Annotated in this window: 17 protein-coding genes, 1 tRNA gene and 1 rRNA gene; 7 read left to right on the top strand and 12 right to left on the bottom strand. The window is 50.7% G+C overall.

Annotated features, from left to right (window positions below):
• Positions 1-337: 337 nt before the first annotated feature.
• Both proP and pmrR read left to right on the top strand, forming a co-directional pair.
• A complete protein-coding gene (proP, locus tag C2U41_RS24735; RefSeq protein WP_003031844.1) occupies positions 338-1,840 on the top strand; it encodes a glycine betaine/L-proline transporter ProP in 1,503 nt (500 codons plus the stop codon).
• 157 nt (positions 1,841-1,997) lie between these two features.
• On the top strand, positions 1,998-2,087 hold the full coding sequence (gene pmrR, locus C2U41_RS24740; RefSeq protein ID WP_008321468.1) for an LpxT activity modulator PmrR: 90 nt from the start codon (positions 1,998-2,000) through the stop codon (positions 2,085-2,087).
• On the opposite strand, the gene pmrB is transcribed toward pmrR, so the two are convergent.
• The 7 genes from pmrB to melR all read right to left on the bottom strand — a co-directional run bounded on the left by pmrB (position 2,081) and on the right by melR (position 11,596).
• Positions 2,081-3,112, bottom strand: a complete 1,032-nt coding sequence (gene pmrB / locus C2U41_RS24745) for a two-component system sensor histidine kinase PmrB (protein WP_233605410.1) — start codon at positions 3,110-3,112, stop codon at positions 2,081-2,083. The genes pmrR and pmrB overlap by 7 nt on opposite strands.
• A gap of 51 nt (positions 3,113-3,163) precedes the next feature.
• Positions 3,164-3,832 carry a two-component system response regulator PmrA gene (pmrA, locus tag C2U41_RS24750; RefSeq protein WP_003031849.1) on the bottom strand — a complete coding sequence of 223 codons (669 nt, stop codon included), beginning with the start codon at positions 3,830-3,832 and terminating at the stop codon, positions 3,164-3,166.
• Positions 3,833-3,836: 4 nt separating this feature from the next.
• Positions 3,837-5,474, bottom strand: a complete 1,638-nt coding sequence (gene eptA / locus C2U41_RS24755) for a phosphoethanolamine transferase EptA (RefSeq protein WP_048241759.1) — start codon at positions 5,472-5,474, stop codon at positions 3,837-3,839.
• 146 nt (positions 5,475-5,620) lie between these two features.
• Positions 5,621-6,958 (bottom strand): arginine/agmatine antiporter, encoded by a 1,338-nt coding sequence (gene adiC / locus C2U41_RS24760; protein WP_003031853.1) that lies wholly within the window; start codon positions 6,956-6,958, stop codon positions 5,621-5,623.
• A 127-nt stretch (positions 6,959-7,085) separates the two neighbouring features.
• On the bottom strand, positions 7,086-7,847 hold the full coding sequence (locus C2U41_RS24765) for an AraC family transcriptional regulator (protein WP_016149426.1): 762 nt from the start codon (positions 7,845-7,847) through the stop codon (positions 7,086-7,088).
• Positions 7,848-8,158: 311 nt separating this feature from the next.
• A complete protein-coding gene (gene adiA / locus C2U41_RS24770) occupies positions 8,159-10,426 on the bottom strand; it encodes an arginine decarboxylase (RefSeq protein ID WP_104427107.1) in 2,268 nt (755 codons plus the stop codon).
• A 237-nt stretch (positions 10,427-10,663) separates the two neighbouring features.
• Positions 10,664-11,596 (bottom strand): transcriptional regulator MelR, encoded by a 933-nt coding sequence (gene melR / locus C2U41_RS24775; protein ID WP_003841146.1) that lies wholly within the window; start codon positions 11,594-11,596, stop codon positions 10,664-10,666.
• 269 nt (positions 11,597-11,865) lie between these two features.
• On the opposite strand from melR, the gene melA reads away from it, so the two are divergent.
• The 3 genes from melA to C2U41_RS24790 all read left to right on the top strand — a co-directional run bounded on the left by melA (position 11,866) and on the right by C2U41_RS24790 (position 15,001).
• Positions 11,866-13,221, top strand: a complete 1,356-nt coding sequence (melA, locus tag C2U41_RS24780; protein ID WP_003844785.1) for an alpha-galactosidase — start codon at positions 11,866-11,868, stop codon at positions 13,219-13,221.
• A gap of 92 nt (positions 13,222-13,313) precedes the next feature.
• Positions 13,314-14,744 carry a melibiose:sodium transporter MelB gene (melB, locus tag C2U41_RS24785; protein ID WP_032938133.1) on the top strand — a complete coding sequence of 477 codons (1,431 nt, stop codon included), beginning with the start codon at positions 13,314-13,316 and terminating at the stop codon, positions 14,742-14,744.
• A gap of 2 nt (positions 14,745-14,746) precedes the next feature.
• Positions 14,747-15,001 carry a SemiSWEET transporter gene (locus C2U41_RS24790; RefSeq protein ID WP_032938131.1) on the top strand — a complete coding sequence of 85 codons (255 nt, stop codon included), beginning with the start codon at positions 14,747-14,749 and terminating at the stop codon, positions 14,999-15,001.
• Between the two features lie 20 nt (positions 15,002-15,021).
• Here the strand turns inward: C2U41_RS24790 and C2U41_RS24795 are convergent, their stop codons facing one another.
• The 5 genes from C2U41_RS24795 to C2U41_RS24815 form a co-directional block, all read right to left on the bottom strand.
• Complete coding sequence (locus C2U41_RS24795; RefSeq protein ID WP_003031870.1) at positions 15,022-15,645, bottom strand: DUF2238 domain-containing protein; 624 nt, start codon at positions 15,643-15,645, stop codon at positions 15,022-15,024.
• 147 nt (positions 15,646-15,792) lie between these two features.
• Complete coding sequence (gene fumA, locus C2U41_RS24800) at positions 15,793-17,439, bottom strand: class I fumarate hydratase FumA (RefSeq protein ID WP_003031871.1); 1,647 nt, start codon at positions 17,437-17,439, stop codon at positions 15,793-15,795.
• 96 nt (positions 17,440-17,535) lie between these two features.
• Positions 17,536-18,876, bottom strand: coding sequence for an anaerobic C4-dicarboxylate transporter DcuB (gene dcuB, locus C2U41_RS24805; RefSeq protein WP_003031873.1), 1,341 nt, complete (start codon positions 18,874-18,876; stop codon positions 17,536-17,538).
• A 716-nt stretch (positions 18,877-19,592) separates the two neighbouring features.
• Positions 19,593-20,312, bottom strand: coding sequence for a two-component system response regulator DcuR (gene dcuR, locus C2U41_RS24810; RefSeq protein ID WP_003031875.1), 720 nt, complete (start codon positions 20,310-20,312; stop codon positions 19,593-19,595).
• Positions 20,309-21,940: a sensor histidine kinase gene (locus C2U41_RS24815; RefSeq protein ID WP_016149431.1), complete on the bottom strand. Its 1,632-nt coding sequence runs from the start codon at positions 21,938-21,940 to the stop codon at positions 20,309-20,311. Before C2U41_RS24815 ends, dcuR begins: the two co-directional genes overlap by 4 nt.
• Positions 21,941-22,537: 597 nt before the next feature.
• Between C2U41_RS24815 and C2U41_RS24825 the strand changes: the two genes are divergently transcribed.
• Positions 22,538-24,079 (top strand): 16S ribosomal RNA (locus tag C2U41_RS24825).
• Between the two features lie 85 nt (positions 24,080-24,164).
• Positions 24,165-24,240, top strand: a tRNA-Glu gene (locus tag C2U41_RS24830).
• Positions 24,241-24,319: the final 79 nt, after the last annotated feature.

A 24,319-nucleotide genomic window follows, 5' to 3' on the forward strand; every position in this document is an offset into this window, starting at 1 on the left:
AGCGATTTATTCTTGTATTTAATTGTCAGTAAATCACAAGCGTTACATGTAAAAAAGATGACTAAGAATGACCTAATTTACGCATGTTGACGAAATGAAAAACTATATGTGAAGTTGATCACAAATTTAAACGCTGTTAGGGTAAAGAGGTCATTAACCGCCCAATCAGGCGTCAACAGGTTCGGTTGTACTGTGCGTTTCTCGTCAGTGTAAGTAAACCTGCTACGCTTGTTACAGGGAATGCGCCTGTGCGTTCCCCGCTCGGTGATGACCTTGACGCATGGGCGTTGGGGGACTCGAACTGGAGCGTGACAGGGCTAAGTCTATGAGGACGAGTATGCTAAAAAGGAAAAAAATAAAACCGATAACGCTGCGCGACGTTACCATCATTGATGACGGTAAATTGCGAAAAGCCATTACCGCAGCGTCGTTAGGTAATGCGATGGAATGGTTCGATTTTGGTGTTTATGGATTTGTTGCTTACGCATTAGGTAAAGTGTTCTTCCCGGGGGCTGACCCCAGCGTGCAGATGGTTGCTGCACTCGCCACCTTCTCTGTTCCCTTTCTGATTCGACCGCTTGGCGGATTGTTCTTCGGTATGCTCGGCGATAAATACGGTCGTCAGAAGATACTGGCTATCACCATTGTGATTATGTCGATAAGTACCTTCTGTATCGGTCTTATTCCCTCGTATGCCTCAATTGGTATCTGGGCGCCGATTCTGCTGCTGCTGTGTAAGATGGCACAGGGATTCTCGGTCGGCGGAGAGTACACCGGGGCGTCGATTTTTGTCGCGGAATATTCGCCGGACCGTAAGCGTGGATTTATGGGCAGTTGGCTGGACTTCGGCTCGATTGCCGGGTTTGTGCTGGGTGCGGGCGTAGTGGTTCTGATTTCAACCGTCGTCGGCGAGGAAAATTTCCTTGACTGGGGCTGGCGTATTCCGTTCTTCCTGGCGCTACCGTTAGGGCTGATTGGTCTGTACCTGCGTCATGCGCTGGAAGAGACGCCGGCGTTCCAGCAGCACGTGGATAAACTGGAGCAGGGCGATCGTCAGGGTCTACAGGAAGGTCCGAAGGTTTCGTTTAAAGAGATTGCGACTAAGCACTGGCGCAGCTTGTTGGCATGTGTTGGTCTGGTGATTGCTACCAACGTCACCTACTACATGCTGCTCACCTATATGCCGAGCTACCTGTCGCATAACCTGCATTACTCCGAAGACCACGGTGTGTTGATTATTATCGCCATCATGATTGGTATGCTGTTTGTGCAGCCGATTATGGGGTTGCTCAGCGACCGCTTCGGGCGTCGTCCGTTTGTGATCATGGGCAGTATTGCGCTGTTTGTGCTGGCGATTCCGGCATTTATCCTGATTAACAGTAATGTTATCGGTCTGATTTTCGCCGGGTTGCTGATGTTGGCGGTGATCCTCAACTGCTTTACCGGGGTGATGGCGTCCACGTTACCGGCAATGTTCCCGACGCATATTCGCTACAGTGCACTGGCCGCCGCGTTTAATATCTCGGTATTGATTGCTGGTTTGACTCCGACATTGGCCGCATGGCTGGTGGAAAGCTCGCAGAATCTGATGATGCCTGCTTATTATCTGATGGTGATTGCGGTGATTGGTTTAATTACCGGCGTGACCATGAAAGAGACCGCCAATCAGCCGCTGAAAGGGGCCACGCCTGCCGCTTCGGATATTCAGGAAGCGAAAGAGATCCTCGGCGAACACTACGATAACATTGAACAGAAAATCGAAGATATCGATCAGGAAATTGCTGAGCTACAGGTTAAGCGCACGCGTCTGGTGCAGCAGCATCCGCGTATTGATGAGTAATCGTGTCATTGCCTGATGGCAGGCAGCTTTTAGGCCTACGGGTAGCATTGTACTTTGTAGGCCGGGTAAGGCGTCAGCCGCCATCCGGCGCGTGGCCTTAAGGTTGGCTTAATATCCTTCAGGCAAACTCTCCTCCATAGTTTCGGAGGAGAGTGTCATGAAAACCCGTATTTATGAAAGTTTGACCACCGTGTGCAGTTTGCTGATCGTCAGCAGCTTTTTGTATGTATGGGTGAGCTCTTACTGAATTTTCGCCAATTCCACCCATGCGCGAGTGCCGTTGGCTCCCTGGCGATTTTGCAAATAGAAATGCCCTTGATGTAACTGGGTGATGCGACTGACAATGCTCAGCCCCAGTCCAATTCCGCCAAAGCGGCTGTCCATACGCACAAACGCTTTACTCAACTCCCCACATTTACTTTCATCAATGCCCGGCCCTTCATCTTCGACGGCAAGGACGGCATCCTGCTCTGTGTTCAGGCTAATCGTAATATGGGTGCCTTCCGGGCTGTAACGATGCGCGTTTTCCACCAGATTTCGTAGTAGCATCCGCAACAGCGTAGCATCACCAGGCACAACAACGTCCGCCGCGCTTTGTGGCAGGAGCAGCGTCTGTTTACGTTGGTCCAGCATGGTGCTGAGTTCATCGTAGGAGGGCAGAATAACATCCTCCAGCAGCTTGACATGCTGGTAGCTCCCGGCCGAAAACGACTGTCCGACGCGGGCGAGTTGCAGCAGTTGCGATACGCTGTCCATCATTTGATCCAGGCGGGCAATTAGCGGCGAAACGTCGACCTTATGGGTTTTGGATAATAATTCCAGATGCAGGCGCACGCCTGACAGCGGTGTGCGCAGTTCGTGAGCGACATCGGCGGTAAATAAGCGTTCGTTTTCAATCGTGCTGGTTAGCCGCGTTACCAGGTCGTTGAGCGCGGAGACAACCGCCTGGATCTCAATGGTTGAGCTGTGAATTTCAATCGGGGTCAGGTTATTGGCTGCCCGCGCCTCCAGCTCTTTTTGCAGATCTGCCAGCGGGCGAGTAATACGTCGCACTGCCTGGTAGCAAATCAGCAGCGCCAGGCTGACCATAAAGATGCCGGGGACGATCAGACTGGCGATGGCCTCGCGGATCTCATGCATGATGTGGCGATCGTTGTTGCGATTTTCGCGCAATGCCTGTTCGAATAACTGTATTTGCTCGGTACTTTCATGCCACAACCAGAAGGTGCTAATCAGCTGAAAGACCAGCAGAATAAGACCAATCGTCAGCATCAGGCGATGACGAAGCGGGAGCGGTTGTTTTAGATATTGCAGCAGCTTCACTTAGCTTTCCTCAGTGGCAACCAGCATATAGCCAAATCCCCTGACCGTGCGGATGCGAGATTTTCCGACTTTGTCGCGCAGGTTGTGAATGTGCACTTCCAGCGTATTGGTCGACGGTTCGTTATCCCAGCTGTAGATGTCGTTATACAAAATTTCCCGGTGTACCGGGCTGCCCGCTTTGAGCATCAGGCGCGACAGGAGTGCGTATTCTTTCGGCGTTAAGATAACCTCTTGCCCGTCCATCCACACCTGGCGCCGACCGATATTCAGCGTCAGGTTGCTGACAATGAGTTCACTTTCACCCTGATTGTTATGCCGACGCAGCAGCGCCCGGATGCGGGCATGCAGTTCTTCCAGTGCGAACGGTTTGACCAGATAGTCATCAGCACCCACGTCCAGTCCGCTGACACGGTCTTTCACCGTGTCGCGGGCGGTGAGGATAAGTACCGGCACGGTGTATTTTTTCTGTCTGATTCTGTTCAGAAAGTGCAGGCCGTCTTCATCCGGTAAGCCCAGGTCGAGGACCACCAGACTGTAATGTCCGCTCTCCAGACACTGCTCCGCTGCGCGGGCCGTTGATACGCCGTCGCAGGCATAGCCTTCTGTTTGCGCGGCGAGTATCAGTCCCTGTAATAACAACGTATCATCTTCAACAATCAGGATTTTCATTCGTTTAGCCTCCCCGGCAGGGTTGCAGAATATCATCCGCCGCCTGATATTTCTGTGTTTGTACGCCCGTTAATCCCAGCAGGGTCGAGAAGAGATTATCCTGTGAGAAATCTTCTGAGCTTGCCCGTTTTTGCAAACATGTCTGAGAGACCTGATAGCGTTGCTGATAATCCTCGGAGAGCCACAGCAGCATCGGCACATGTTTTTGCGTATCAGGTGCAATCGAATACGGCAGGCCGTGCAAATAGACGCCATTTTCCCCTAAGGATTCGCCGTGATCGGAAAGATAGACCAGGCTGGTGGTGAAATTATCCTGGTGCTCTTTCAGTATATTGATTGCTTTATCAACAATATAGTCAACGTAAAGAATAGTGTTGTCGTAAGTATTGACCAACTGTTGCTGTGAACAGGTCTGGATTTCGTTGGTATCGCAGGTTGGCGTAAATTTCTTAAACTGCGCAGGATAGCGGTTGTAATAGGTCGGACCGTGGCTGCCGATGGTATGCAACACAATCACGCCGTCGCCTTTCAGGTTATTAATGTACTCTTCCAGCCCGTGGAACAGGACTTCATCGTAGCATTCACCGTCAATACACTGCCCCGGCAGGTTCAGCTTAGTCATATTCTGGTGTGGAACCCGGTCACAAGCCCCTTTGCAGCCGCCGTCGTTATCGTTCCACAGAACGTTAATTCCCGCCCGTTGAATAATGTCGAGCACGCCTTCCTGATGCTGCGCCAGTTCTTCGTCGTAGTGCGCGCGTGGCATATCCGAGAACATGCAGGGTACTGATACTGCCGTTGCCGTTCCGCAGGACGTTGTGCGGGGGAAATAGACCACATTATCTTTTTCCAGCAGCGGGTTGGTCTGGCGCGAATAGCCTGACAGCGAGAAGTTATCGCCACGTGAAGTCTCGCCGAGAACCACAATCGTCAGGTTCTTACGCTTTTCTTTCACCATCAACGGATTGCGGTGTGCATCTTCGCCAATGCGTACCAGCGGCAGGTGGGCCAGCCTCTGGTGTGAATACCAGGATGACGTCGCCACAATGCTGTTGGATGGACTGAGGGATTTCACCAGTTCTTTGTTGTTGCGAAACAGTGAAGCGTAATCTTTATAGAAGAACGCAGCGACCAGCACGATCAGCAGTGCGGAGATCAGAATGTTCGCGCCACGGAACAGTATGCTGCGCATGACAGACGTGATCGGTTTGATTTTTACCCAGCAGGCAATAAGTGCGGCCAGAATGCCGCTCACCCCGAGCGTGATGAGCAGTTGTGGCGTCAGCAAAGCAAAGGTTTCGGCGGGGGTGGTGTCCATCATATTGGCGATCATTGAGCGGTCGATGATGATGCCGTAGGTCATGATGAAATATTGGGCCGATGCGCCAACCAGAATGAAAATGCACGCCACCAGGCGATTAAGCCACAGGAATGAGGCCAGTGTCAGCACAATGTTCATGATGCTGAACGCGACCACCGGCATTGATAAAAACACCAGCACGTTACGCACAGAGTCCAGAGGCAGGTCTTGCAGCACTTGTTTATAGAACGCAATGTTCAGGAAGGTCGCAAGATAAAATGAGATCAGCAGAAGCCAGCTGATTAGCCCGAGAGTGGGCCTTTTAAACAAGAGCTTTAACATTAAGGGGGTTCCATCGACTATGTGGTGCAAATCCTCTCAAAGTAAAATTAAGCCAACCTTAAGTTCTTAATGTTGATGTTTCGAAGAGCGGTGGGAGAACGTTGGCCCGATGAACTTACGCCATCGGGCCACGACGATTGTTGGTGTTAGTTATTGTTTACCGGGGCATCCAGTGGATACGGGTTTTTATGGATCCGGTTGTAGTTCAGTGCGTACAGCGCGGTGATGATCATCAACGTGACGAACGACCACATCACTTCTTTGGCTCCGGAACCGACAACCGCCCAGATGCAGTAGACAAAGGCGATAAAGGTCACCAGTAAGTACATCGGGCGTGCTTTACCAAAGTGACCATGGCCGAGCAGCAGCAGCGCGGCACAGGTATACAGATACGGCACCAGGGTGAAGATAACGGAGACCGAAGAGACTAGACCAAACTCTTTCGCTGCGTTCGGCGACATGCTGCTGAACTGGAAGATGGTCATCAGAATGCCGACGATAATTAACCCGGCCACTGGCGTACCGGCTTTGTTCACGCGGGCAAAAATCGGTGGGAACAGGCCGTCATCGGCTGCGGCTTTGGCGGTTTGCCCGGCAAGCAGCGTCCAGCCGCCCAGAGAACCAAGACACCCGGCCGCAGCACAGAAGGAGACAATTGCCCCTGCGGTGTCACCCAGCGCCATGCGTGCGGCATCACCGAACGGAGAGGCTGAAACACGTAGCGCCGCGTTAGGGATCATACCCATGATCGCGGTGGTGGAGAGCACGTAGCAAACAGCGGCAATCAGCACGCCGCCCATGGTGGCGATAGGTACGTTACGTTTGGGGTTTTTAACCACGCCAGCCGCGACGGAGGCGCTTTCTACCCCGATAAATGACCATAAGGTAACATTCAGAGTGCTTTGAATCGCGCCGAAGGTGTTCATGCCGCTGACGTTCCAGGCCGCCATATAGGTTTCACCGCGGAACCAGAACCAGCCGAAGACGGCAATCCCGACAATTGGTACCAGCGCCAGTACCGTTGCGACGGCCTGCACGCGGGTGATCATTTTCGGTCCGACAATGTTCAGTAATACGAAGATCCACAGCACGACGACACAGGTCAGCGTCAGGACCAGCGGATCTTTTAAGATGGGGAAGAAGTAGCTCAGGTAACCGACGCCAATGACCACCATGGCGATGTTACCAATCCAGCAGGCCAGCCAGTACAGCACGTTGGTCTGGTAGCCCAAAAAAGGACCGAAGCAGCGGCGGGCGTAAGCATAAGAACCACCGGGACTGGAGTCTAAGGACGACATTTTGGCGTACACCATCGACAGTGCCAGAGCACCGATAATCGTGACCAACCATCCGTAGATTGCAATCCCGCCAGTTGACGCAAGGTTTGCGGGTAGCAGGAATACACCGGAACCCATAATATTCCCCGACACCATAAGGGTGACGGGGATTAAGCCCACTTTGTGAGCATCAGCATCCGTCGACATATTTTCTAACTCCTGATAAGGATAAATGACGCCTTATCATACCTCGTCAAAAGTCTGTTTAATGATGACGGAGCTGGGGTATCGCTAATGCTGATATTATTATGGCTTATCGCTAACTGATTAAAAATCAGGCGGCGGATGGCTCCCTATGTTGACTAACATAATGCAGAGGTGTCATCCCATAGAACTCTTTGAATACGGAGATAAAGTATGAGGTACTGTTATATCCACACAGTTGAGAGACCTGGGAAATGTTTTTGCCGTCCATCAGTAATTGATTGACGGCATATCGCATGCGACAGGTGGTAATTATTTGGCTGTAACTTGTATTTTCACTTTTGAGCTTTTTCTTTAACAAACTGGGGCTCAGGCATAAGCAACTGGCAACCATGCTTAAATTCCAGTCTTTATGTATATCGCTCTCAATAATGTGATAAACGCTGTCGCTGATACAGTTGCGCAGCATATACATGAGCAAAGAGATAAACTTTTTGCTGTCGAGAAAGCGTGATAACACCGTGAACAGTAGCGAGCGCGTACGCTCTCTTTCAGCTTCGTTCACTGTGTCCATTACGCTATGTTGGGCAGCCACCCTGAAGACATCCGGCGTCAGACACGCTGAGATCATTACTGGGCTGGCACTGCGTTGCCAGAGTGGGATCTGTGAAAGGTCTTTATTTAAAAAGCGCAGATAGTCTTTAATGATATCGCGGCTAATATGTACAACCAATGCGTTATTAAGTGATGAAAAATCGATAATATTATTATCGCATGCCACCAGTGCCATATGATTAGCTTTTAAACTGATGGCGTCTTTACCGTTAATCCTTAACCAAACATCCTTCTCCGTTAATACAACAACACAAGCTTCTTTGCTGCAAAGCTTCATACCCAACTCCAGGAATATGAAAAAACACCGTAGCTCAACATCAGATGAGCCAAATCGGCTAAATTGAAATTGTATGATGAAACCAGGACCGCAATAAAATAACGTGTCTGAAATTAATTACAATGTTTGGTGGGATTTTTCTTATGTACACATTTTTTTACGCAAGTGGAAAGATGCTATTTGCGTATAAAAAAAGCGCGGGGTGGTCCCGCGCAAAAAGGTATGACAGTGTTATTGTTTTGCAGCAATACTCAGGAATTACTCAAGAATGACATGTCTACCTTAAACATCGGACTATCTAAAAAGAGACCTTATGCTTTCACGCACATAACGTGATAAACACCGTCAATAATTTCCGTTCCTTCGGTTTCATGTTCAAATCCAGGGAAGTGGTGGTCCCAGGACTGCAACGAACGCAGGTACCCAATTTGCGGGCTGTTGGCATCGCCAAAGTTTTCACCGGACAGCAGCATCGGAATTCCCGGTGGGTAAGGGATCACGGAGTTTGCCGCAATACGTCCCGCCAGATTTTCAATCGCCACCATCTCAACGTTGTCACTGACTATCGCGTTGTAAGCGTCACGCGGAGTAATATCCGCATCCGGCAGACCGGAGTAGGCTGCATTGAGACGGCTGCCTGGGTTGTTTTCTTTCAGCCAGGCGAACATGGTGTCGCCCAGATCGTGAATACCCATGTTGGCATAAGTGTCAGGATGTTCCTCAACCAGTTCTGGCATCACCTGTGCCAGCGGGGTATTGGCATCGTAGTGGTGTTTGAAAGAGCACAGAGTGTTGATCAGTGTGCCCCATTTCCCGCGGGTAATCCCCATGGAGAAGAGGAACATAATCTGGAAATCGGTGGTTCGGGTCGGCACGATGCCGTGGCGGCCAAGCCAGGCGGTAACCAGTGCGGCCGGTACGCCGTTCTCTTCCAGTTCGCCATCGTCGCCCATCCCCGGCGCCAGAATGCTGACTTTGATCGGATCCAGCATGCTCCAGTTATCCGGCAGGTCTTTAAAGCCGTGCCAGGATTCACCCGGACGCATCACCCAGCAGTTCTGATCGGTAGCCAGCAATGTGGCTGGCGCGTCGGCAAAGTCATAGGTTTTACCGATCTGCGGATCGGTTACCACTTCTTTGTTCCACGGTTTGAAGAACCAGTCGCCTTCGGCGGTGAACTCTTTGTACAACCGTGCCATGGCCTGACGGAAATCGACTGCTTCGTCGATCACTTCCTGAGTGAGCGACAGGCCGCTGTTACCGTCCATCATGGAGACCGCCACGTCGTTTGAGGCGCAGATAGCATACAGCGGAGAGGTGGTGGCGTGCATCATGTACGCCTGGTTAAAGCGGGAGAAGTTCACGGCCCCACGACCTTCACGAACGTGAATGTAAGATGCCTGAGAGAGCGCATTCAGCAGTTTGTGGGTCGAGTGGGTGGCAAAAACGGTAGGACCGTTATGATCGCCCGGCGCGCCACGCATGGCGTAGTGATCGGCATAAATTGGGTTGAAGCGAGCATAGCCGTACCAGGCTTCATCGAAGTGGATGCGATCGCTGGTTTGTGCGAGCAGATCCTGCGCCTCTTTGGCGTTGTAGCAAACACCGTCGTAGGTACAGTTGGTCACAACGCTGTAAGACGGTTTTTGCCCAGCTTTGCCTTTGGTCAGCGGGCTTTCGCTGATTTTTTTCTGTAAAGTTTCAGGCTGCATTTCTTGCGGGTAGATAGGCCCGATAATGCCGTACCGGTTGCGGCTTGGCACCATGTACACCGGTTTTGCCCCGGTGAGGATCAGCCCCTGTTCGATGGATTTATGGCAGTTACGATCCAGCACCACGACGTCGTTGTCGGTCATACAGGCCTGCATGATGGTGCGGTTAGAGCCGGAAGTCCCGACCACTACGGACCAGGAACGGTCGGCACCGAACACGCGGGCAGCATTTTTTTCACTTTCCCCAAATGCGCCTGTATGGTCGAGTAAAGAACCGAGATTGGTACGTTCAATCCCCATGTCGGTACGGAAGAGATTCTCACCGTAGTAGTCATGGTACAGTCGACCGGCAGGTGTTTTGGTGAAACCGACACCGCCCTGGTGACCCGGTGCAGCCCAGGAATACTCATGGACATTGCTGTATTTCATCAGGGCGTTGAACAGCGGTGGTAACAACTGCTGACGATAGCGAGTCATCGCTGCGATGGCACGGCCAGCGATAAAGTCAGCGCTGTCCTCCAGAATCCAGGCGAATTCATCGACAAGCTCCAGCAGGTCGCGATCCAGCGATGCGGTGGCTTTTTCGCGATCGCCCAGCAGGAATACGGGAACGTTTTGCTGGCGCTCGTGGAGCTTGCCGATCAATTGCCTGACGTTCAGGTGTTCGTCTTGTTGTTCCATTTGATAGCTGAACATCAGGCAATCAATGGCTTCATTGGCGGCGAGGATTGCGTAGCCATCGTCGAATGAGGTGGACTTAATGACGGTAACATTTTGGCGGCTTAATGCGTCAGCCAGACGTTCGACAGCGCTACCGACCCAGGTGTCCTGATGCAGAAACTCACTTTCAACAATTAATACTTTCATCATCTTTTACCCGGTTGTGGAAAGGTTGCAATCTATGAATTGCAGACACACCGTATGAATGTGACGCAGGCAAGTATTATCCTGTCAAAACGGGCTGTAAAGCGGGTGAAAAATAGTCTGATTTATGTTTAATTTGTTTTTAAACATATGGTTACGTTTGCTTGTTGGCGGTTTTTCACCACCGTTTATCGACAGGGGGAATATTTTTTTGGCTGATACTGATATGGCCGAATGATATCAACCAGCCATTGTTTGCCGATGCTGCTGGCTTAGTTTGCGGTACTGCTGCGGCGACATGCCGACAAACTTGCTGAAGGTGTCATAAAAACGGCTGCTGGAACGGAATCCGGCGGTCAACGCAACGTCGAGAATGGTTTTATCGGTATCGCTAAGCAATGCGCGGACGTGATTGATCCGCATTGCCGTGATGTACTGCTTCAGGGTGAGTTGCATCACGCGTTGGAAAATCCCCATCGCGTAGTTGGCGTTGAGCTTCACGTGTTCCGCGACGTCGTTGATGGTGAGCGCCTGATCGTAGTTATCGGCAATAAAGCTCAGCATTTGGCTGACGTAAAACTGGGCGTGCCGCGACACGCTGTTTTTGTGGGTCCGCGAGGTTTTATTGACGAGTATAGGCTGCCAGCCGGAAAGGCTAAACCGCTTGAGCATCAGACCAATTTCATCAATGGCGAGCTGGCGAATTTGTTCGTTCGGGTTGTTCAGTTCCTGTTGCCAGCGCTGAACTTCAAAGGTGCTCAACTGCTGCGACGCCAGCGATTTGATGACCATTCCATGGGTAACATGGTTGATCAACTCGCGATCCAGCGGCCAGGAGAGGAAAAGGTGCATCGGTAAATTGAAGATAGCCATACTTTGGCAACTGCCCGGACGCGTGAGTTGATGCGGTGTGCAGGCCCAGAATAGCGTGATGTGTCCCTGTTTTATCTGTACGACTTCGTTGTTGATCAGATACTCGACGTCACCATCAAACGGCACATTGATCTCCACCTGCCCATGCCAATGGCTGGCTGGCATAGCATGCGGTGAGCGCAACTCGATATCCATCCGTTGATATTCTGAGTACAGCGATAGCGGGCTGCGGGTTTGTTCTTCATCGCTACTGCACATGTGCGGATCGGGAGGAAGAGGCGATGTCGGTAATGTACTCATGGTTGCTCCATTTCCTGAATTATCAGAATCATGTCATTTAACACGTATTAAGGCTGAGAATCAGGACACATATTGGACCGTTACCATTGAGCATAGCGACATTTTGCGGCCACATACTCTGCTTTTTGGGTAATTTTGTCCCATAAACTCAGATCCAATAGGGTGCAGAGTGATGATCTGAGTTTATGGGAATGCTCAGCAGAGAAGTCGGAAGTTTTCAGCTATACGCTGTGCCACCATGACTGTGTTTACTAATGTTCTGGAGAGTCATGATGTCTGCACCCAAAATTACCTTTATCGGCGCCGGTTCCACGATTTTCGTCAAAAATATTCTTGGGGACGTCTTTCACCGCGATGCGCTTAAATCTGCGCATATCGCCTTGATGGATCTCGATCCTACGCGTCTGGAAGAGTCACACGTTGTTGTGCGCAAGTTGATGGATTCTGCGGGCGCGTCTGGACGAATCACCTGCTATACCGATCAAAAAGCAGCATTACAGGATGCTGATTTTGTGGTGGTCGCTTTCCAGATCGGCGGCTATGAACCCTGTACCGTCACCGATTTTACGGTGTGTAAACGCCATGGTCTGGAGCAGACGATTGCCGACACGCTGGGGCCGGGCGGCATTATGCGCGCGCTGCGCACCATTCCGCATTTATGGCAGATTTGTGAGGATATGACCGAAGTCTGTCCGCAGGCCACAATGCTTAACTACGTTAACCCGATGGCGATGAACACCTGGGCAATGTATGCGCGCTATCCGCATATTAAGCAGGTTGGGTTGTGTCATTCGGTGCAGGGGACGGCGGAGGAGTTGGCCCGCGATCTGAACATTGACCCTGCCTCTTTGCGCTATCGCAGTGCCGGGATCAACCATATGGCATTTTATCTGGAGCTGGAGCGCAAAACGGCGGACGGCGCCTATGTGAATCTCTACCCGGAGCTGCTGGCGGCCTATGAATCCGGTCAGGCGCCGAAACCGAATATTCACGGAAATACCCGTTGCCAGAACATTGTGCGCTATGAAATGTTCAAAAAACTGGGGTATTTCGTCACCGAATCGTCGGAGCACTTCGCCGAATATACGCCGTGGTTTATCAAACCGGGGCGTGAAGATCTGATTGAGCGCTATAAGGTGCCATTGGATGAATATCCGAAACGTTGTGTGGAACAGTTGGCGAACTGGAAAAAAGAGCTGGAAGAGTACAAAACGGCTGAGCGGATCGACATTAAACCGTCGCGCGAATATGCCAGCACTATCATGAACGCTATCTGGACCGGTGAACCGAGCGTCGTGTATGGCAATGTTCGCAATGACAGTCTGATCGATAACCTGCCGCAAGGTTGCTGTGTTGAAGTCGCTTGTTTGGTTGATGCGAATGGTATTCAGCCAACGAAAGTCGGTGCTCTCCCGTCACATTTGGCGGCGATGATGCAAACCAATATCAATGTTCAGACTCTGCTAACGGAAGCCATCCTGACGGAGAACCGCGATCGTGTTTATCACGCGACGATGATGGATCCGCATACCGCCGCGGTACTGGGGATTGAAGAGATTTATGCGCTGGTGGACGACCTGATCGCGTCTCACGGCGACTGGCTGCCGGCCTGGCTGCACCGTTAATACACAATCACGCCGGGCAGAGCATCCGGCGTTTAACCTCTGACGTTTCCTCTTACAGAAGGCGGGCGCTGGTAACAGCGACCCGATACCCTATGAGCATCTCTCTGACAACAAAACTCAGTTACGGATTTGGAGCGTTCGGTAAGGATTTCGCTATCGGTATCGTGTACATGTACCTGATGTATTACTACACCGACGTGGTGGGATTATCGGTGGGCGTCGTCGGAACCTTGTTCCTGGTGGCAAAAATATGGAACGCGTTTAACGATCCGGTGATGGGGTGGATAGTGAATGCCACCCGGTCGCGTTGGGGAAAATTTAAACCCTGGATCTTACTCGGTACGCTGGCGAACTCGTTGGTGCTGTTTTTGCTCTTTAGCGCACATCTGTTTGAGGGGACGGCGCAAATCGTTTTTGTTTGTGTGACGTACATATTGTGGGGGATGACCTACACCATTATGGATATTCCATTCTGGTCGCTGGTCCCCACGATTACGCTGGATAAACGCGAACGTGAACAACTGGTGCCGTTCCCTCGTTTTTTTGCCAGCCTTGCAGGGTTTGTCACCGCGGGCGTGACGCTACCCTTTGTAAACTATGTTGGCGGCGCGGATCGCGGGTTCGGTTTTCAGATGTTTACGCTGGTGCTGATCGCATTTTTTATTGTTTCTACCCTCGTAACCTTGCGCAATGTGCATGAAGTGTATTCCTCTGACAGCGAAGCTACCGCAGACAGCACCCGGCTGACGCTGAAATCAATCCTTGCGCTTATCTACAAAAACGATCAGCTTTCCTGCCTGCTGGGGATGGCGCTGGCTTACAACGTGGCGTCCAATATCATTACAGGTTTTGCGATTTACTACTTCACCTACGTGGTGGGTGATGCTGACCTTTTCCCATACTACCTCTCCTATGCCGGAGCAGCTAACTTGCTGACATTGATTCTCTTTCCCCGTCTGTCAAAGGCGCTTTCTCGCCGGGTACTGTGGGCTGGCGCTTCGGTTATGCCAGTTCTCAGCGCAGGCGTATTGCTGATTATGGCTCTGGGGGCATTCCACAATACTTTCCTGATTGTTACCGCAGGGATCCTTCTGAACATTGGTACGGCGCTGTTCTGGGTACTGCAGGTGATTATGGTGGCGGACACCGTAGATTACGGTGAATACAAGTTTAACGTCCGCTGCGAGAGTATTGCCTATGCCGTGCAGACAATGGTGGTCAAAGGTGGCTCGGCGTTTTCCGCTTTCTTTATTGCGGTAGTGCTGGGATTGATTGGTTATGTTCCGAATGCGACGCAATCTGCTGAGACCATCCTCGGCATGCAGTTCATCATGATCGCGCTGCCCACGCTTTTTTTCGTTGTGACACTGGTGCTCTATTTCCGTTACTACCGGTTGAATGGCGATATGCTGCGTAAGATTCAGATCCACCTGCTGGATAAGTACCGAAAAGTGCCGTCGCCCGTCAAACAGTCGAATACTCCGGAGATTCCGGTGGTAATAGCCAGCGATGTGAAGGCCTAGCTATGGAGTGGCATTCCTGGATTGGCTATCTGGCGGCAATGCTGACGACGCTCTCTTTTTTGCCGCAGGCGATTAAGGTTATTACCACCCGCAACACGCAAGGCATCTCCGGTTTGATGTATGTGATGTTTGTGTGCGGGCTGGTGTTGTGGCTGGCTTATGGGTTATTGATTGAAGATACCGCTGTCAGCATGGCGAACTTTCTGACACTGTTGTTCGCCTTGCCGATTCTGGTTATCAAGTATCGCAGTAGGTAGCGCAGATTGCCGGAGAAGCGTTAGCGCTCTCCGGCCGTTTTCAACTGCCGATTGTGCCAGCCCGCCAACGCGAGGATCGTTGTTAACGCACCGAGCAGGGCGCAGAACATGTCCGACTGGGTATCCCACGGGTCACCCTGCGTGCCAAGGAAGTCTTCCGCACCTTGTCCCATTGCCAGCGCTGCCCACCACTCGATCAGTTCATACATTGCGCTAATCGCCAGTGCTACGCAGCAGACCAAAAATGCCAGCATTTTACGACCACGGACAATATTGCCGCGCACTAAAATCTCTCTTGCTGTCAGGGCTGGTACCAGCCCCTGGAAGAAGTGACCCAACTTGTCATAGGGGTTACGACTGAGATCCAGCCATTCCTGAACCTGAAAACCGACGGGAACTTTGGCGTAGGTATACATCCCGCCTACCATCAGAATGATGGCGTGCAAGAAAATCAACGTATAAAGCAGCGGCGTCAATGGGTACTGCTTCATGGTAGCCAGCAACAGCGGGACGACAATAATGACCGGCGTGACTTCCATCAGCCAGGTGATTTTCTCCGAGGCAGAGATACCGGTGTAGATAAGGATCAGCGCCAGGAACACTGCGCCAGTGTGCAAGATTGTGGGGTTCAGAGTGCGGAGCATTGTGAATTCACACGTAATGGAAAAGGTCACTATTCCCTGTGAACGGCAAAAATTCAATACCAGTAAATGGGGGGATAAAGTTGGCCCGGGGGGATCGCTGGACTGACGCCAAAAATTTAGTGCCAGTCCAGTGCCGGGCCGAATGGGTTACTTCGCGCAGTTAGCGCATTGTTTGCTGACGATTTGCTGGAAGAAATCGTTGCCTTTGTCATCGACCAGGATGAAAGCAGGGAAATCTTCTACTTCGATTTTCCAGATAGCTTCCATTCCCAGCTCCGGGTATTCCACGCATTCCAGATGCTTAATGCTCTGCTGCGCCAGTACCGCTGCCGGACCACCGATGCTGCCTAAGTAGAAGCCGCCGTGTTTGTGGCAGGCGTCAGTCACTTGCTGACTGCGGTTACCTTTCGCCAACATGATCATGCTGCCGCCGTGAGACTGCAACAGGTCAACGTAGGAGTCCATACGACCCGCGGTGGTTGGGCCTAAAGAACCGGACGGATAGCCAGCAGGCGTTTTGGCCGGACCCGCGTAGTAGATCGGATGATCTTTCACGTACTGCGGTAAACCTTCGCCGGACTCAATACGTTCTTTTAACTTCGCGTGGGCAATGTCACGACCGACAATGATAGTACCGCTCAGTGACAGACGAGTAGAAACCGGGTACTGAGAGAGCTGAGCGAGGATCTCTTTCATCGGGCGGTTAAGGTCAACTTTAACCACTTCACCTTCACCCGCCTGGCGCAGAGATTCCGGAATGTACTGACCTGGGTTATGTTCCAGTTTTTCAATCCAGATCCCTTCGCGGTTAATCTTGGCTTTAATATTACGGTCTGCGGAGCAAGAAACGCCCATACCAACTGGGCAGGATGCGCCGTGGCGAGGCAGGCGGATCACGCGGATATCATGTGCGAAGTATTTCCCGCCAAACTGAGCGCCAAGGCCGAGTTTCTGTGCCTCGATCAGCAGTTCCTGTTCCAGTTGGAGATCGCGGAACGCCTGGCCGTGAGCATTACCTTCAGTCGGCAGCGCGTCATAGTAGTGTGTGCTGGCCAATTTCACCGTTTTAAGGGTACTTTCCGCTGACGTCCCGCCAATGACGAATGCGATGTGGTACGGCGGGCAAGCTGCAGTACCCAGCGTGCGCATTTTCTCAACCAGGAAGTTTTTCAGTTTGCCGGGAGTCAGCAGCGCTTTGGTTTCCTGATACAGATAGGTTTTGTTGGCTGAGCCGCCGCCTTTGGCCACGCACAGGAATTTGTATTCGTCACCGTCCACGCTGTACAGATCGATTTGTGCGGGCAGGTTGGTGCCGGTATTCACTTCTTTGTACATATCCAGCGCCGCGTTTTGCGAGTAGCGCAGGTTATCTTCAATATAGGTATTAAATACGCCTTTGGAGAGGGCCGCTTCATCGCCGCCGCCGGTCCAAACGCGCTGACCTTTTTTACCCATGATAATTGCCGTACCGGTGTCCTGGCAGGTTGGCAACACGCCTTTGGCGGCGATTTCGGAGTTTCTCAGGAACTGCAGCGCCACGTACTTATCGTTTTCGCTGGCTTCGGGATCATGGAGAATTGAGGCGACTTGCTGTTGGTGTTCTGGGCGGAGCATGAAGGAGGCATCGTGGAAGGCTTGTTGGGCCAGTAGCGTAAGTGCTTCAGGAGCTACTTTCAGGATTGTTTCGCCTTCAAACTCGCCGACACTGACGTGATCGGATGTCAGCAGGTAGTACTCAGTTTTGTCTTCCCCCAGTGGGAAAGCCGCCTGGTAAGTGAATTCAACTTTTGACATTTGCTTCCAGCCTTTTCATTTTTCTCAGGAATTTTAAAATTCTCTGTGTCTTAATGGTGGCGTGCCGTACCAACGCGGACGGCACGCGAACTGTGATTACAGGAAACCGTACATTGCGGCGAAGATCCAACCAAAGACACAGGATACGCTTACGCCGATCAAACCAGGCAGAATGAAGCTGTGGTTGATAACGAAGCGGCCGATGTGGGTGGTGCCAGAGCGGTCAAACTGAATAGCCGCCAGGTCGCTCGGGTAGGTCGGCAGAATGTAGTAACCGTAACATGCCGGAGCGGAAGCCACGATGTACGCTGGATCAACCCCGATTGCCAGTGCGACCGGAACAATCGCTGCCAGCGCTGCTGCCTGGGAGTTTACAAATTTGGATACCAGCAGCAGAACAATTGCATAGGCCCACGGATACTCTTTCACCATATTGCCCAGCACACCTTCGATTTCTGTCATGTGCGCGCCGAACATTGTTTCGGCCATCCAGGCAATACCGTACACCGCCACAATCGCGATCATACCGGAACGGAAGACTTCGTTTTTAGATATTGAAGCGGGATTGGTCTTCGTCAGGATAATAATCAGCGCACCCGTCAGCAGCATGAACATCTGGATAACCAGTACCATTGACAGTGGTTTGCCGCTAAAGGTAGGGCGCAGCTCAGAGAACGCGCCGAGTACGGCAACAACGGCGATAGCGGCAAGGAAGATCCACATGGCCAGCCAGTTGCTTTTCGGCAGCTTTTTGTCTAACAGCGTGGCGGTATCGCCATACACATAGTTGTGGTTTTCAGGTACAGAAATGAACTTCTGGAACTCTTCATCTTTATCCAGATCTTTACCACGGAACCAACTGAAGATACCGATCGCCAGGATACCCAACAGGGTAGACGGGATGGTGATGCTGAGCAGGTCGAGGAATTCGAGATGCTTGCCTTCAAACGTTACGTTACCCAGCATTGCCACCAGTGACACAACGGCTACAGAAACCGGGCTGGCGATAATACCCATCTGCGCACCGATGGAACTCGCCGCCATCGGACGTTCCGGGCGAATATTGTTCTTAATGGCAACGTCATAAATGATTGGCAGGATGGTGTATACCACGTGCCCTGTACCGCAGAGAATCGTCAGGGTGCAGGTAACGAAAGGTGCGACGATGGAAACATATTTTGGGTTACGGCGCAGCAGCTTTTCAGCGATTTGCAGCATAACGTCAAGACCGCCGGAGGCTTGTAAGGTTGCCGATGCGGCCACCACGGCAATAATAACCAGCATGACATCTACAGGTGGTTTACCCGGCTGGAGATGGAAAACGAAAACCAGAATGACCAGGCCGATACCGCCTAATAAACCCAGCGCGATACCGCCCTTTCTGGCACCATAAAACAAACATATTAATATTATGAGAAGTTGTATACTAAATAACATTTTATTTACCCTCGCGAAAAACCCAGTCAATTTTTTGAAAAATGGATCTGTGCCACATTCTTTTTTGCCAGAATAAGCATCAAAAAATGGTCAGTATTCGATATGTCCGTATTTGCGATTAATGTTCAAATGTCTTGCTAGAATTTTTTTTTAAATTTATGGCGATATTTGGTTTTTTCTGTGGCTTTGATCAGAGGAGAGAATCCTCAGGCGATGGGAAGCAGAGCTGAACATGGAGAGCCGCGGTTGACGCTGTAATTTATCTATTTTGCGTTTTCCGCTATTACATGAACCACCGACAGAATGAGTGAGTGGGTTATTTATGTGATCACGGTCACGCCATTTCATGATGTGATGAAGTCGGCGTGCGGATACTTTTATTTGCTCACAAAAATGTACGGTGTCCATGGTACGTAGCATGGTCTCCATTGCTACCAGTCTAGATTTTGTATGTCTGGTTAATTCAGACTAATCCTTTATGGGTAAAAATACACACTCTGCGAGTTAGATAATACTTAATTAACTTTTGTTAGCGATTTTGAAATTAAAAACAGTGTGATGTTTGTCAATATTAAAATAATACATTTAACATGCCGGATACAAATATATTTGATCTAACGCAAATTTATAATTTTGCAGTGTCAGCTGGTGAAATAGGGGATTTTTCATTATTTTAATAATTGTTACTTTCAAATAACAAATAATCCCAAGTGTATTTATTGGCAATATTGTTTAAGCAATGAGTAGTGTTCAGCCTGCACGCGATAACGATAAACAGGTCTGCCGGTCACGCCATAATGGATGCTGGTAAATAAGATGTGACAATTGACGAGCCAGATAAGGTATTTACGGCAAGAGACGCGCGAGATATTGACCTCGTTAGCCAGCTCATCCGTGGAGAACTCCTGATCCTGGTGCTCATCAATCCACTGGCACAACGTGCGCAACGTTTGTGGCGTTAATCCTTTGGGTAAGCGCCGCGTTTCTTGTTCATTGGAGGAGCTGCCGTGAATCAACTGGTCAAGCTCAGACTGTTCATAGTACTGATGCTTTTCCATCTCAGTTTTTTTCTGTAGCCAGCCGGTGAGCGCCTCTTCAAACCGGGACGCCTGGAAAGGTTTGATCAAGTAGTCAACGACGCCGTAGTGAAGTGAATCTTTAATGGTGGTGGCATCGGCTGCAGAAGAGATGACGATGACATCGCACTTGCAACCTTCACTGTGCAGAACCGGTAGCAGGTCCAGACCGTTTTCTTTTTGCATATAAATATCTAGCAAAATCAGATCGATATGATGACCGCTATGAAAGATTATCTCTTTTGCTTTCTCCAGCGTGGAGGCTGTGCCGCAGCAGTGAAAACCGGAGAGTTGCGCGACATAACGGCGGTTTAATTCCGCTACCATTGCATCGTCATCGACAATTAAGACATTGATCATCTGCTGGCCCTCTCACCATTCCACGGTAACTGTACAAAAAATTGGGTGAAGATCCCAGGTTCAGACTCGACGGATATATTGCCGCCAACGTTTTCAACCTGTTGTTTAACAAGCGCTAAACCTACGCCCCGTTCGGTTCCTTTTGACGAAACGCCCTTCTCAAAGATGTGCTCAATGTTTTCGGGGGCGATCCCCGGACCATCGTCATTCACTTCGCAATGCAACCAGCCGTGTCGATAATGCAAGGATACGCTGATCTCACCACCAGGTTCTTGACCTAGCGCCTCCAGGGCGTTTTCAATCAGATTCCCCAGAACGGTAATCAGCACCGCCACCTGATCTTCGTTGTTATTTTCCGGTAGCTGGCTTTCATTGCTGATGACCAGGCTATGGCCTAAATCAGATGTGCGATTAATCTTACTGAGTAAAAATCCTGCGATCACCGGAGATTTTATTTTTCCTAACAGTGAGCCAATTTCTTCCTGATAATTGTTCGCGGTCTTTAGGATATAATTTTCAAGCTGCTTATAACTTTTCAGATGCAATAATCCCAGAATCACGTGCAATTTATTCATAAATTCGTGGGATCGTTCACGAAGTGCATCGGCATAGTTGACCATACCGTCCAGGCGTTGCATTAACTTTCGGACTTCAGTCTTATCTCTGAAGGTTGAAATGGCGCCGATGATTTTACCGTTGCTGAGTACAGGGACCGTGTTAATTAAGAGTAGCCGATCCTTCACCATGATCTCTTCATCGCGGCGCGGCGTTCCGTCATGTAGTACCTGTGAAAAATCGACCACTTGTGACCACGCATGGCTGAGCGTGGAGAGCTGGGCATCATCTTGTGATTTGTGATAATCCAGCAGCTCCTGCGCAGCTTGGTTAATCAACGTCACTTCACCGCACTCGTCAACGGCAATGACTCCTTCCTTTATAGAGTGCAGCATTGCCTGGCGTTGTTCGAACAGATTGGAGATTTCATAAGGTTCCAGACCAAACAGAATGCGCTTGAGGACCTTAACGAATATCCATGTACCGAGCAGCCCAACCAGCACGCCAAATAAGATTGACCAGATGATGCTGCCGCGGCTGTTATTGATCTGTTCAGCAACTCTGCTTAGCTCAAGACCGATCGCCACCACGCCAATTTGCTGGTGATGTTCGTCGTATATAGGGGTGAATACCCGCAGGGCTTTAGCCAGAAACCCGCGATTAATGGCGACATTCTCTTTACCTTGCAGGGCCAGCAAAATGTCATCGCCTTTAAATGGCTGGCCGATTCGCTGTGCTTCGGGATGGGAGTAACGAATGCTGTGCATATCGGTGACGACGATGAACAAAAAATCGTTGCTCTTATTCACCGCTTGGGCAATCGCCTGAATACCGCTTTCCTCGGGCTTTTTCATTAGTCCCTGGCGGATCTCCGGAGAGTTGGCTAGCGTTCGCGCGACGGCAAGCGCTTTACTCGCTAACGCATCGCGCGTCATGTTGCTAATTTGCGAGAAATAAATCAGATGAACGACAAGCAGCACGGAGAAGAGAACTGCACTAACCATGAGGATCACGGTGGTGCCAAGCTTCATCGGGCGTTTGCGTATAGCAGTACGTTGCAGTGAGTGTCTCATCACGGTCCTGGAATCACGGTTTGTGCGGGTATTATCGCCTGATGGGGGGCGTAATTCAAAGGTGGTAGGGATTATGGAGCTTAAGTTGTCAGCCCTTCTTCTTTATATAGCGTAGAGTGAATTTCTTTCTATATAGAGGTTTTCATATCGGTTCTCTCCCTTTTCAGGGACGCTGACAGATAATTTGCTTACGATTGTGGATAACTCTGTGTGTAAATGGGTATAAGGCGGGGTTTTGCTGTGGAATGCAGCAGTCAGTCATTTTTCTGCAATTTAAGGGTTGCGGGCCACAGGAAACTCCCTATAATGCGCCTCCATCGACACGGCGGATGTGAATCACTTCACACAAACAGCTGGTTCGGTTGAAGAGAAAAACCTGAAAATGAGGGTTGACTCTGAAAGAGGAAAGCGTAATATACGCCACCTCGCGACAGAGCGCTAAAGCGCGTCGCAACTGCTCTTTAACAATTTATCAGACAATCTGTGTGGGCACTCGAAGATACGGATTCTTAACGTCGCAAGACGAAAAATGAATACCAAGTCTCTGAGTGAACATACGTAATTCATTACGAAGTTTAATTCACGAGCATCAAACTTAAATTGAAGAGTTTGATCATGGCTCAGATTGAACGCTGGCGGCAGGCCTAACACATGCAAGTCGAACGGTAGCACAGAGGAGCTTGCTCCTTGGGTGACGAGTGGCGGACGGGTGAGTAATGTCTGGGAAACTGCCCGATGGAGGGGGATAACTACTGGAAACGGTAGCTAATACCGCATAACGTCGCAAGACCAAAGAGGGGGACCTTCGGGCCTCTTGCCATCGGATGTGCCCAGATGGGATTAGCTAGTAGGTGGGGTAACGGCTCACCTAGGCGACGATCCCTAGCTGGTCTGAGAGGATGACCAGCCACACTGGAACTGAGACACGGTCCAGACTCCTACGGGAGGCAGCAGTGGGGAATATTGCACAATGGGCGCAAGCCTGATGCAGCCATGCCGCGTGTATGAAGAAGGCCTTCGGGTTGTAAAGTACTTTCAGCGAGGAGGAAGGCATTAAGGTTAATAACCTTAATGATTGACGTTACTCGCAGAAGAAGCACCGGCTAACTCCGTGCCAGCAGCCGCGGTAATACGGAGGGTGCAAGCGTTAATCGGAATTACTGGGCGTAAAGCGCACGCAGGCGGTCTGTCAAGTCGGATGTGAAATCCCCGGGCTCAACCTGGGAACTGCATCCGAAACTGGCAGGCTAGAGTCTTGTAGAGGGGGGTAGAATTCCAGGTGTAGCGGTGAAATGCGTAGAGATCTGGAGGAATACCGGTGGCGAAGGCGGCCCCCTGGACAAAGACTGACGCTCAGGTGCGAAAGCGTGGGGAGCAAACAGGATTAGATACCCTGGTAGTCCACGCCGTAAACGATGTCGACTTGGAGGTTGTGCCCTTGAGGCGTGGCTTCCGGAGCTAACGCGTTAAGTCGACCGCCTGGGGAGTACGGCCGCAAGGTTAAAACTCAAATGAATTGACGGGGGCCCGCACAAGCGGTGGAGCATGTGGTTTAATTCGATGCAACGCGAAGAACCTTACCTACTCTTGACATCCAGAGGACTTAGCAGAGATGCTTTGGTGCCTTCGGGAACTCTGAGACAGGTGCTGCATGGCTGTCGTCAGCTCGTGTTGTGAAATGTTGGGTTAAGTCCCGCAACGAGCGCAACCCTTATCCTTTGTTGCCAGCGGTTCGGCCGGGAACTCAAAGGAGACTGCCAGTGATAAACTGGAGGAAGGTGGGGATGACGTCAAGTCATCATGGCCCTTACGAGTAGGGCTACACACGTGCTACAATGGCATATACAAAGAGAAGCGACCTCGCGAGAGCAAGCGGACCTCATAAAGTATGTCGTAGTCCGGATTGGAGTCTGCAACTCGACTCCATGAAGTCGGAATCGCTAGTAATCGTGGATCAGAATGCCACGGTGAATACGTTCCCGGGCCTTGTACACACCGCCCGTCACACCATGGGAGTGGGTTGCAAAAGAAGTAGGTAGCTTAACCTTAGGGAGGGCGCTTACCACTTTGTGATTCATGACTGGGGTGAAGTCGTAACAAGGTAACCGTAGGGGAACCTGCGGTTGGATCACCTCCTTACCTTAAAGAACCTGCCTTTGTAGTGCTCACACAGATTGTCTGATGAAAAGTAAATAGCAAGGCGTCTTGCGATTGAGACTTATACGTCCCCTTCGTCTAGAGGCCCAGGACACCGCCCTTTCACGGCGGTAACAGGGGTTCGAATCCCCTAGGGGACGCCACTTGCTGGTATGTGTGAGTGAAAGTCGCCGACCTTAATATCTCAAAACTTACCTTCGGGTGACGTTTGAGATATTTGCT

The sequence above is a fragment of the Citrobacter freundii complex sp. CFNIH4 genome (assembly GCF_002934505.1).
Classification (GTDB): domain Bacteria; phylum Pseudomonadota; class Gammaproteobacteria; order Enterobacterales; family Enterobacteriaceae; genus Citrobacter; species Citrobacter freundii.